Annotated in this window: 10 protein-coding genes; 8 read left to right on the plus strand and 2 right to left on the minus strand. The window is 48.9% G+C overall.

Features of this window, described 5'->3' with window-relative positions; translation table 11 throughout:
- Positions 1–37 precede the first annotated feature (37 nt).
- The 7 genes from clpX (at position 38) to IB286_RS11810 (ending at position 9,147) form a co-directional block, all read left to right on the plus strand.
- Positions 38–1,321 carry an ATP-dependent Clp protease ATP-binding subunit ClpX gene (gene clpX / locus IB286_RS11780; protein ID WP_190765763.1) on the plus strand — a complete coding sequence of 428 codons (1,284 nt, stop codon included), beginning with the start codon at positions 38–40 and terminating at the stop codon, positions 1,319–1,321.
- Positions 1,322–1,521: 200 nt separating this feature from the next.
- Complete coding sequence (gene lon, locus IB286_RS11785) at positions 1,522–3,948, plus strand: endopeptidase La (protein WP_190765765.1); 2,427 nt, start codon at positions 1,522–1,524, stop codon at positions 3,946–3,948.
- 240 nt (positions 3,949–4,188) lie between these two features.
- The gene (locus IB286_RS11790) at positions 4,189–4,461 is read left to right on the plus strand and encodes an HU family DNA-binding protein (protein WP_190765767.1); all 273 of its coding nucleotides are present in this window, start codon (positions 4,189–4,191) and stop codon (positions 4,459–4,461) included.
- A gap of 130 nt (positions 4,462–4,591) precedes the next feature.
- The gene (locus IB286_RS11795; RefSeq protein WP_190765769.1) at positions 4,592–6,472 is read left to right on the plus strand and encodes a SurA N-terminal domain-containing protein; all 1,881 of its coding nucleotides are present in this window, start codon (positions 4,592–4,594) and stop codon (positions 6,470–6,472) included.
- Positions 6,473–6,510: 38 nt separating this feature from the next.
- A complete protein-coding gene (locus IB286_RS11800; protein ID WP_190765771.1) occupies positions 6,511–7,335 on the plus strand; it encodes a 4'-phosphopantetheinyl transferase family protein in 825 nt (274 codons plus the stop codon).
- 71 nt (positions 7,336–7,406) lie between these two features.
- The gene (locus tag IB286_RS11805) at positions 7,407–8,585 is read left to right on the plus strand and encodes a phosphoglycerate dehydrogenase (RefSeq protein ID WP_190765773.1); all 1,179 of its coding nucleotides are present in this window, start codon (positions 7,407–7,409) and stop codon (positions 8,583–8,585) included.
- Between the two features lie 28 nt (positions 8,586–8,613).
- A complete protein-coding gene (locus IB286_RS11810; protein WP_190765775.1) occupies positions 8,614–9,147 on the plus strand; it encodes a DUF1285 domain-containing protein in 534 nt (177 codons plus the stop codon).
- Between the two features lie 95 nt (positions 9,148–9,242).
- Here the strand turns inward: IB286_RS11810 and IB286_RS11815 are convergent, their stop codons facing one another.
- Positions 9,243–9,797 carry a hypothetical protein gene (locus tag IB286_RS11815; protein WP_190765776.1) on the minus strand — a complete coding sequence of 185 codons (555 nt, stop codon included), beginning with the start codon at positions 9,795–9,797 and terminating at the stop codon, positions 9,243–9,245.
- Positions 9,798–9,947: 150 nt separating this feature from the next.
- Between IB286_RS11815 and IB286_RS11820 the strand changes: the two genes are divergently transcribed.
- The gene (locus IB286_RS11820) at positions 9,948–10,247 is read left to right on the plus strand and encodes a DUF1244 domain-containing protein (protein WP_190765779.1); all 300 of its coding nucleotides are present in this window, start codon (positions 9,948–9,950) and stop codon (positions 10,245–10,247) included.
- 22 nt (positions 10,248–10,269) lie between these two features.
- On the opposite strand, the gene IB286_RS11825 is transcribed toward IB286_RS11820, so the two are convergent.
- Positions 10,270–10,671, minus strand: coding sequence for a hypothetical protein (locus IB286_RS11825; protein ID WP_190765780.1), 402 nt, complete (start codon positions 10,669–10,671; stop codon positions 10,270–10,272).
- Between the last annotated feature and the right edge of the window lie 219 nt (positions 10,672–10,890).

Below are 10,890 nucleotides of genomic sequence, written 5' to 3' on the forward strand. Positions count from 1 at the left end.
AAGAAATGGCGCCAATTTAGGTGACAGGTAAGACTGAATGAGTAGTAAAGACGGCACAGATGACAACGGAAAACTGTTGTACTGTTCTTTCTGCGGCAAAAGCCAGCACGAAGTAAGAAAATTGATCGCCGGTCCGTCCGTGTTTATCTGTGATGAATGCGTGGATCTTTGCAACGACATTATTCGGGAAGAAGTTCAAGAGGCGGAAAGCGAAGCCGCCCGTGAAAAGCTGCCGACCCCGCAGGAAATTAACTCCACGCTTGATCAGTATGTTATCGGCCAGACTCGGGCTAAAAAAGTCCTGTCAGTGGCGGTTTATAACCATTACAAGCGTTTGCGCCACGGTGATTCCGGCAAAGACGAAGTCGAGCTAGGCAAAAGTAATATTCTTCTAGTTGGGCCCACCGGTAGTGGTAAAACCCTGCTGGCTGAAACCCTTGCTCGCCTGCTGGATGTGCCGTTCACCATCGCTGACGCAACCACCCTGACCGAAGCCGGTTATGTGGGTGAAGACGTTGAGAACATTATTCAAAAGCTGCTGCAGAAGTGTGACTACGATGTTGATAAGGCCCAGATGGGTATTGTCTATATCGACGAAATTGACAAAATTTCCCGCAAGTCTGACAACCCCTCTATCACCCGCGATGTGTCTGGTGAAGGTGTGCAGCAAGCGTTGTTGAAATTGATTGAAGGTACGGTTGCTTCGGTTCCGCCTCAAGGTGGTCGTAAGCATCCTCAGCAGGAATTCCTGCAAGTTGATACCTCCAATATCCTGTTTATCTGTGGCGGTGCATTTGCTGGTCTTGATCGAGTGATTCGTGATCGCTCAGAAAAAGGCGGCATTGGTTTCGGCGCAGAGGTGAAGAGCAAAGACGACAAGCGCAATGTCGGTGAAATTCTGGCGGATGTCGAACCAGAAGATCTGGTGCGCTACGGCCTGATTCCTGAGTTCGTTGGCCGCTTACCGGTGATTGCGACTTTGGAAGAACTGGATGCCGATGCGCTGGTGAATATCCTCACCGAGCCGCGTAACGCTCTGACTAAACAGTACGCCAAATTGTTTGATATGGAAGGTGTGGAAGTCGATTTCCGCGAAGATGGCTTGCGGGCGGTGGCAGAAAAAGCCATGACTCGCAAAACCGGTGCTCGTGGCTTGCGCTCCATTCTTGAGAATGTACTGCTCGATACCATGTACGATCTGCCTTCAATGGACAACGTCAGCAAGGTGGTGGTGGATGCCTCGGTTATAGAGGGAGATTCTGCGCCTATTCTGGTTTACAGCGAGCAGCCAGCTCAGCGTAAAGCCGCGCCTGAAGACTAGTTGGCTAAATCTTGATCAAAAGCCGCTTTTCGCGAGGAAAGCGGCTTTTTTTTGTCAGTTTCTTTACAAGTCAAGACTTGTAATTCCAACCTCAGAACCCCATCTTAATAGCAATACTCCTGTCGCAGCCCTAAAGCCGGCCATTCCTTCGGTTTTATTTCAAATCCCCTGTGGCAACAAATCTAAGAGGCGAGATCTCAATGGCTGGTGTTCCTGAAACCCTTGAGTTACCACTACTGCCGCTGCGCGATGTAGTCGTTTATCCCCATATGGTTATCCCCCTGTTTGTCGGGCGGGACAAATCAATACGAGCCCTTGAACTGGCGATGGCCAGCGATAAAGAAATTATCCTCGCGGCTCAGAAAAATCCTGATGTAGACGAGCCCGGAACCGATGATCTGTACGATATCGGTACGGTCGCCAATATCCTGCAATTGCTTAAACTGCCAGACGGCACCGTAAAGGTATTGGTCGAAGGGGCATATCGGGCCCAGATAGATGCCATTGCAGCCGAGGAAGATTACTTCCGTGCTGATATTCGCGCCCTTGATGAAACTCGCATTCCCTCAGCGGAAGCCGATGTGATGCTGCGCTCTGCGGTCTCACAATTTGAGAAATTCATTAATCTAAGCAAAAAAATTCCCGCAGAGGTTCTCACCTCGCTTTCCGGTATTGAAGATCCGGGTCGGCTTGCCGACACCATTGCCGCCCATATGAGTATGGAGCTTGAGCAGAAACAGGCGGTGTTGGAGATGGTCGATGAGCGCGAGCGTCTCGAGCATTTAATGGCGATGATGGAAGCGGAAATCGACCTGTTTCAGGTGGAAAAACGCATTCGTGGTCGCGTTAAAAAACAAATGGAAAAAAGCCAGCGCGAGTACTATCTGAATGAGCAAATGAAAGCTATTCAACGCGAGTTGGGCGAAACCGAAGAGGGCGGTAACGAACTCGAAGAATTGGAAAAACGCGTCAATGATGCGGGCATGAGCAAGGAGGCCTTAGACAAGGCGAGGGCAGAGCTTTCCAAACTGAAAATGATGTCGCCAATGTCGGCAGAGGCTTCAGTAGTTCGCAGCTATGTTGACTGGTTAGTAAATATTCCTTGGCAGAAGCGCTCACGGGTTAAGCATGATTTAGCGGCTGCCGAAGCGATTCTAAATCAAGACCATTACGGGCTGGAAGAAGTTAAAGACCGTATTCTTGAATACCTTGCCGTGCAAAAGCGCGTTAAAAAGGTGAAGGGGCCTGTGCTGTGCTTGGTTGGGCCTCCAGGCGTGGGTAAAACCTCCTTGGGTGAGTCTATTGCCCGCGCAACTAACCGTAAATTTGTGCGCATGGCGCTAGGTGGTGTGCGTGATGAGGCTGAGGTGCGTGGTCACCGTCGAACCTATATCGGCTCTATGCCCGGTAAAGTCGTACAGAAAATGTCCAAGGTCGGTGTGCGCAACCCGCTATTTTTGCTGGATGAAATTGACAAGATGGGTATGGATCATCGCGGTGATCCTGCTTCGGCCTTGCTTGAGGTATTAGATCCTGAGCAAAACAACTCATTTAATGATCATTATTTAGAGGTAGATTATGACCTCTCTGATGTGATGTTTATTTGTACCTCCAACTCGCTGAATATTCCGCCGGCGCTGTTGGACCGGATGGAAATTATTCGGATTCCGGGTTATACCGAAGACGAAAAACTGAATATTGCCAAGCGCTATCTGATTCCTAAACAGCTTAAAAATAATGGCCTAAAGGACAAAGAAGCCGAGGTTACTGAAGACGCAATTCGCGATGTTATTCGCTACTACACCCGAGAAGCGGGGGTGCGTGGCTTGGAGCGTCAGATTGCCAAAGTGTGTCGTAAAATCGTTAAAAACGTGGCCCTCAACAAAGATAATTCCGCCGCCGTGGTGAATGCCGAGAATTTGGAAGAGTACCTCGGTGTGCGTAAATACACCTTTGGCAAAGCGGAAGAGGAAAACAAAGTTGGACAGGTCACGGGGCTGGCTTGGACGCAAGTGGGTGGTGAGTTACTGACCATTGAAGCGGTGTCCGTGGTGGGCCGTGGTCGTCATATTCAAACCGGCTCGCTTGGCGATGTTATGCAGGAATCGATTCAGGCGGCAATGACAGTAGTCCGCAGCCGCTCGCAGCGTCTCGGTGTGCCTGCGCGTTACCACGACAAACACGATATTCATATTCATATGCCAGAAGGGGCAACGCCTAAGGATGGCCCTTCTGCGGGTATTGGTATGTGTACGGCTCTGGTTTCCGTTATTACCGGTATTCCAGTGCGTTCAGATGTGGCAATGACCGGTGAAATAACACTGCGCGGTCAAGTATTGGCGATTGGTGGTCTTAAAGAAAAATTATTGGCGGCCCACCGCGGCGGCATTAAGACGGTTATCATTCCCCATGAAAATGAGCGCGATTTAAAAGAAATTCCAGAAAACATCAAAGCCGATCTGGATATTCGTCCGGTGAAGTGGATTGATGAAGTTTTGACCATTGCCCTTGAGCGCATCCCCGAAGAAATTTCCGAGGAGGCGTATCTAGCCGGTTTGGATGAGGCTCAAAAAGCACTGGAAAGCAAGGGTGAGGATGCGCCAAGTCGGCGCCCAAGTGCTCACTGATTAAGCGTTGACAAGTGGCGGAAACGCCCGGTTTCTGCCACTTTATCGCTCATTTTTTTTAATTTCGGAATTCTTTTAAAGAATACAAAAGTCAAGGGCGAAGATTTCTTGACCGCCTATAGCCCAATTGGTATAAATCACCCTCTCCGAGGTTGGCCCTCTACCGAAAGCATAGGTGTAAAAGGTCTAAGTCTCTTTTTTAAAAGTAGTGTGATAACAATTTTCAAGGGGAAGGACATAGTGAATAAGTCTGAATTGGTTGATGCAATTGCCGAAGCGGCAGATCTGTCTAAAGCTTCTGCTGGTCGTGCTCTGGACGCCGTAGTTGAAGCAATTACTGGTGCTCTGAAAGCCGACGATTCTGTTTCTCTGGTAGGTTTTGGTACTTTCAGTGTTAAAGAGCGTGCTGCTCGCACTGGTCGCAATCCTCAAACTGGCCAGCCTATCGAAATCGCGGCGGCAAAAATCCCTAGCTTTAAAGCGGGTAAAGCGCTGAAAGACGCTTGCAACTAAGGCCCGATTTTAGGCGCCATCAGGTTGTAAGTGCTTAGCGTTTAAGTACGACATACCGAGGTAGTTCGTTACCTCACAGAAAGGCGCATCGCGAGATGCGCTTTTTTATTTTTTACTGGACACTTTATTCATGCTGCAGAATATCCGCGACAATATCCAAGGCACGGCTGCTAAGGTGGTTATTGCGCTTATCGTTGTTCCTTTCGCTCTTTTTGGTATCGATAGTCTGTTCAATACCTCCTCCCAAACACCGGCAGCGGTGGTGAATGGCGAAAAGATTTCTCAACAGGCTTTGGCACAAGCCGTTGCGCTGCAAAAGCGCCGCTTGCTTAACATGATGGGCGATAATATTGATCCCTCAATGTTGGATGACAGCCTGTTGCGTCAACCCGCTCTAGATGCGCTCATCAAGCAACAATTATTACTGCAAGTTGCTGACGAGGCCGGAATGACGGTTTCCAATCAGCAGCTCAATAACTTGATTGTGACCATGCCCCAGTTTATGGAGGACGGTCGTTTCTCCCAGCAGCGCTACGAGCAAATTTTGCGCTTCCAGGGTTATAGCAGCGCGTTCTTCAAGCAAATGTTGCGCTCTGATCTGACTGTACAGCAGGTTTCTGATGCGATTGCTGGCAGTAGTTTTGTGACTGAGGCACAGCTACAACAGGCGGCTAAATTGCTGCACGAAACTCGTGATTTTCAATACATCACTGTGCCTCTGGCACCCATTGAGTCTGGTTTAAAAGTCAGCGACGCAGAGGTTTCTACTTGGTATCAGGCCAATAGCCAGCAATACCTGAGTGATGAAAAAGTACGTTTCTCTTATATCGAGCTGGATGAGGCGCAATTTATCGAGCCGGTTTCTGAGCAAGATATCGAGCGCGAATATCAAAGCGTTATCGAATCTTCTCAAGTGAAAACCGAGCGCGAAGTCGCGCATATCCTGTTTGAACAGCAGGATGGTGAATCGGCAGAAGCTTTGGCGGCGCGTATTGCCAAAGTTCAAGCCGAGTTGGCTGGCGGTGCTGACTTCGCAGCGCTGGCTAAAGCAAATTCAAGTGACCTCGGTTCGGCAGAGGAAGGTGGCGTACTGGGTTTTACCAGCGGCGATAGTTTCCCCGAGAGCTTCGAAGCCGCGCTACTAGATTTAAATGTGGGCGATGTTTCTGCTCCTGTTGTGACCGATGCCGGCACCCACCTGATCAAGCTCCTAAGTGTGCGTGAGCCTGAATTACCAAGCCTGGCCGAGATGCGCGATGAAATTAAAGCGCGTTTAGAACACCAAAACGCCCAGCCAAAATTGATTGCTGCAGTAGAAGAGCTTCGCGACCTTGTGTTTAACGCGGAAGGTCTCGTAATGCCGGCGAAGGAGCTGGGTCTAGAAGTACAGCAGTCTTCAGTTTTGTCACGCTCAGAGACTTCCGGGTTGTTTGCGCATGAGTCCGTTCGCAAAGCGGCGTTTAACGCTGAATTGCGCGAGCAAAAATTAAATAGCGAAGTATTGGAATTAAGCGAAGGCCAATACCTCGTATTACACGTTGATGAGTATCAGGCTCCTGAAGCTTTACCGCTTGAACAAGTGCGTGAGCAAATTGTCAAAGCGATTAAACGCGATAATGCGTTTCGTTTGGCAGAAGAAAAAGCCAAGTCATTGGCAGAAAAGTTGGCTGCGGGCCAGTCTGCGGAAAAACTGGCGAAGGACGAAGTCCTGAGTTGGGAAGCGGTGATCGATGCTAAACGCAATAAACTAGGTGTGGATAGCAACCTGCTGAAGAAAGTCTTTAGCATGACTAAGCCTCTAGCAGATGCGCACAGCGTGGCGACCTTGAAACAGGATAATGGTGACTGGGTGGCGGTGAGCTTGATCGATGTTGAGCCCGGCCAGCTTCAAAGCATTGACGGTACTGTGCGTAAGGAATTGCAAAATACGCTGGCCAATAGCCAGGCCTCTAAGCAATTTTCAGCCTACTTCAATAGCCTTTGGAGCAATGCTGAGGTCAAGATTAATTAAAAGACTGCCCAAGGAGGGGTGGTCAAAGGATAACAATAATGAACGTCACAACTATGGACCGCTTTTTTCTGCAAGCTGGGCAGGTCGACCTCTGGTTTTTCAGTACCGATGACCCTCGATTACAACGGGAGTTAGCCGAGCATAAGGCTCTGCTTTCTTCCGAAGAACAGGCCCAGAGCGATCAGCTACTCAATCCCTTACAGCATCGTGATTTTATTTTGAACCGTGCCATGCTGCGCAGCGTGTTAGCGGTATATGGGGATTTTACTCCGCAAACCGTGGATTTTTCGGTTAATCAATTTGGTAAGCCACAACTCGGTGACAGCTCGGCAAGGGCGTTACGTGAGGCGGCTGGGCACGATTTGCATTTTAATACGGCCTACAGTGCGGGTATTAGTATTTGCGCCGTCGCGCGCGACGATGTTGGGGTGGATATTGAAAGCCATCCCGATAGTGCCGGTATGCTGGCTGCGGCCGATGATTATTTATCAAAGGCTGAGCTACAAGCGTTACGTGCACAGCCTGAGGCGGGGCAGCTTGCGCAGTTTTTCCGTTACTGGACCTTAAAAGAAGCGTGGTTAAAAGCCCGTGGAGAAGGCTTGTCGGTATCATTGCAAGATTTTTCTATGCTGCTGGATGGCGAGCAAATTGGATTTGATGGTCCAGATAAAGATCTTTGGCAATTTCGCTTGCTAGGACAGAACGACAGCCACACGGCAGCGCTGGCATTGAAAGGTGAGCTTGCTAATATCCGCTGTTTTCAAGCCAGCTCCTTTGCTGAAATTAGAACATTAAACTCTACCGAAGAGGCGATTGACGCCTTGAGTCGTGTTCACTCGCAATTTATCGCCCGTCGGGCTTAATGGCAGGCTAGTCCTGCCAATTCTCATATCTTCTATCCGTAAGTCTAGCGTCAAACTAGGAGTGCTATATCGTGTACAAAATTCTGACCTTTAACCAAATCGCTGTGGTGGGTCTTGAGCGTTTTCCCCGTGATCGTTTTGAAATCGCCAGTGAATTTGCCAGCCCAGATGCCATTTTGCTGCGTAGTCACAAGCTCGCTGCTGAGGAAATTTCACCCTCTGTGAAAGCGATTGGCCGTGCCGGAGCCGGCACCAACAATATTCCAGTTGGGCACTGTACTGAGCGCGGTATTCCCGTTTTCAATAGCCCCGGCGCCAACGCCAATGCGGTAAAAGAATTGGTCATTGCCGGCCTAAGCTTGGGGTCGCGTGGCATTCTGCCCGGTATTGAATATGTGAAAAGCCTTGGCGACATGCAGGATGGCGCCGAGCTTTCCAAGTTGTTGGAAAAAGAGAAAAAGCGTTTTAAAGGCAATGAGCTTAGCGGAAAAACACTAGGTATTGTTGGTCTTGGCGCTATTGGTTCAATGATTGCTCGTGCGGCCTTGGATTTAGGTATGTCAGTGATAGGCTACGATCCGGCTCTTTCAGTCGACGCCGCATGGCGCCTGCCTAGCTCAGTGCAGCGTATGGAAAATATCAGCAGCTTATTTGCGCGCGCTGATTACATTACCTTGCATCTGCCGGTGTTGGATTCGACACGCGGTTTGGTGAATGCCGATTTGCTGGCGAACTGTAAGCCAAGTGCTTGTTTGTTGAACTTCGCGCGGGAAGAAATTGTGGATGTGGCCGCTGTGGAAAGCGCGCTGGATAGCGGCAAACTGCGTCAATTTATTACTGACTTCCCCACGCCGAACTTAATTGCAAGAACCGGTGGTGACGTGATTCTGATGCCGCATATTGGCGCCAGCACCGATGAAGCAGAAGATAATTGCGCGGTCATGGCCTCTGAGCAATTGGTCGATTTTCTGGAGAACGGGAATATCCGCAATTCAGTGAACTTCCCGGCCTTGTATCTTGAGCGCAGTGGTGCCGCGCGTTTGGCGATCAGCAACCGTAATGTGCCAAAAATCCTCAGTAGTGTGTTGGATATTTTGGCTGATGCCGATATTAATATTCACGATATGCTGAATAAAAGCCGCGAAGAAATTGCCTATAATTTGATAGATCTAGACGCGAAACCGGATACTGCATTACTGGATAAAATTCGCGGCTTGGATGGCGTGGTCAATGTACGATTGATCGCCTGAGCTCATTGAGCAGACGCGGGAGGCAGACATGACTGCGCTCGACGACATAGAAAAATTATTAGCCACGCACAAGGGGCGCCCTCCCATCGAGAAATGGCACCCTGCGCTGAGTGGTGATATTGATATTCAGATCCTTGCGGATGGTCGTTGGATACATGAAGGTGGAGAAATTCGCCGGCATGAGTTGGTCAAACTGTTTGCCTCCATATTGCGGCGCGAGGAAGACGGTGAGTATTATCTGCTTACGCCAGTAGAAAAGTGGCGTATTCGTGTCGACGATCTTCCCTTGCTCATTACCGACTATATTCGCTCTGAAGAGGCCAATAATCGCCTATTGGTTAAGACCAATGTCGACACCTGGTACGAGCTGAATAGCACTCATCAACTGCTTGTTGAAACCGATGAGAGTGGTCAGCCACAACCTTCTGTTGTTCTTGAACACGGCTTAGCGGCGAGAGTGAATCGCGCTTGTTTCTATCGGCTTGTCGAAGAGGCGGTAGAGCATAATGGGCAATGTGTATTGCAAACGTCTGGCGGCGATTTCGTGCTTGGGGATTTGTAAACTTAAGGGTAATCAGCGGTAAATAAAGTCAGCAGTAAATGAAAAGGCAGCCACGGCTGCCTTTTTGTTTTTCTCAAAGAGAAAAAGTGTCGCGCTTATGCCGCAGGTGATTTTTTGGCTGGTGCTTTTTTAGCAGGTGCCTTCTTTGCAGGCGCTTTTTTAGCTGCGGCTTTTTTAGGGGCCGCTTTTTTAGCTGGTGCTTTTTTAGCAGGAGCCTTCTTTGCAGGCGTTTTTTTAGCTGCGGGCTTTTTGTTGGTTTTTTCAAAATCCTTAGCGGCAGTTTGAGCAGCTTTTGCTAAGGCTTTGGCGCGTTTGTAGTCTTCTTTCAGATCGTTGAGTTGGTCTTTGGCCATAATGATAACGGCGCGGGCATCCACTTCTAGATCTTTCGCCATTTCCACGGCGGAATGGGCTTTATCCAGTTGTGTTTTAATGCGGGCATCCATTTTCGCCTTGGCTTTTTGTTGCAGATCTTTAAGGCGGGTCTGTTCGGACTTCAGTTTGTCTTTGGCTTTTTCTGCCTGTGTTTTTGCTTTTTCTAGCGCTTTGTCTGCGTCAGACATAAGGCGTTCGCGCAGCTTTTCTAGTTTATCTTCTAATGCTGCAATTTCTTTGTTAATCATTGCAACAGGATCCATTTTGCTAGCCATGGTATCGACCTCAATAATCTCGGCCAGGAATCCTGGCGCGTTAAAAAGAAAGTACTACCTTCGTTCAAATTTTGTCCAGTTACAGACAGAACCTAACATAGCAAAATTTGCGATAATAAAAAGGGACTTTTGCAAACAAAGGTGAAAAAGATGCAAAAAGGCGATGAATTGCAACAAGAAAAAATTGAAGCGGCGGTTTTTCGCCGACTGCTTTCCCATCTGGATTCCAGAAAAGATGTGCAGAATATTGAGCTGATGAACCTCGCGGGATTTTGTCGCAACTGCTTGTCAAAGTGGTATGCTGCCGCAGCTGAGGAAGTTGGCGTCAGTGTTGATTACGATCAGGCTCGGGAGCGGATATATGGCATGCCGTATTCAGAGTGGAAGGATTTGTATCAGAAAGAAGCCAGTCCAGATCAACTGGCTAAATTTGATCAACAGCAAAAATAAAAAAAGCTAAAGCTGGGCTTCCCTAGAGCGCGCCATTGGGAATAAATCGATTTTCACTATTGGCGCGCAGCCACAATAGCTCTTCTCGAGTTAGCTTCTCTCCACGCTGGCGTAAAACCCGGTTGATCCAGATAACCGGTGATTGATCGCCAGCATCCCAACCTGAAATTCGCCATTCGGCCACGGCAAAAAAGCGCATCAGTGTGCGCAGCTCATCATTGCTAAATGAGGCTACTGCTTGTTGCCAGTGTTCCGGTGAGAAGCGCATAAACGCGCTGTACTGCTGTTGTTCTGCTTCGGTAAAAGGCGAGGGCAGTGCCGCCAGTGCAGCATCGCCACTTAGGCTAAGGCAACGGCGCAACCATTCCGGTTCAATTTCCAGTTTTGCTTTTTCGTTTTCTGGGGTCCAGCTGCCGATACTCATTGTTACCTGTTCCTTTTTCAATTCGCTGGCAAGTATAACTGAAAGCATATTGGTGGTTCGCTTGATTTTTAGGGCCAAAACAAATACTGTTTATGTATAAGGGGTATCCATTTAGCTCCACCTCTCATTTATTCCTCCTTAGCCTTCCTCACAACGACGTTCTCGTAAGTCACCGGTTCAGTTGCAACAGCCTGCTGCAACAATCGGTAAAACAACATC

The sequence above is a fragment of the Spongiibacter pelagi genome (genome assembly GCF_014705705.1).
Taxonomy (GTDB): Bacteria; Pseudomonadota; Gammaproteobacteria; order Pseudomonadales; family Spongiibacteraceae; genus Spongiibacter; species Spongiibacter pelagi.

What these genes read in the sequence shown, in the direction of transcription:
- clpX (WP_190765763.1), top strand. Translation starts at nt 38, where the DNA reads ATGAGTAGTAAAGACGGCACAGATGACAACGGAAAACTGTTGTACTGT.
- lon (WP_190765765.1), top strand. Translation starts at nt 1,522, where the DNA reads ATGGCTGGTGTTCCTGAAACCCTTGAGTTACCACTACTGCCGCTGCGC.
- IB286_RS11795 (WP_190765769.1), top strand. Translation starts at nt 4,592, where the DNA reads ATGCTGCAGAATATCCGCGACAATATCCAAGGCACGGCTGCTAAGGTG.
- IB286_RS11800 (WP_190765771.1), top strand. Translation starts at nt 6,511, where the DNA reads ATGAACGTCACAACTATGGACCGCTTTTTTCTGCAAGCTGGGCAGGTC.
- IB286_RS11810 (WP_190765775.1), top strand. Translation starts at nt 8,614, where the DNA reads ATGACTGCGCTCGACGACATAGAAAAATTATTAGCCACGCACAAGGGG.
- IB286_RS11815 (WP_190765776.1), bottom strand. Translation starts at nt 9,797, where the DNA reads ATGGCTAGCAAAATGGATCCTGTTGCAATGATTAACAAAGAAATTGCA.
- IB286_RS11820 (WP_190765779.1), top strand. Translation starts at nt 9,948, where the DNA reads ATGCAAAAAGGCGATGAATTGCAACAAGAAAAAATTGAAGCGGCGGTT.
- IB286_RS11825 (WP_190765780.1), bottom strand. Translation starts at nt 10,671, where the DNA reads ATGAGTATCGGCAGCTGGACCCCAGAAAACGAAAAAGCAAAACTGGAA.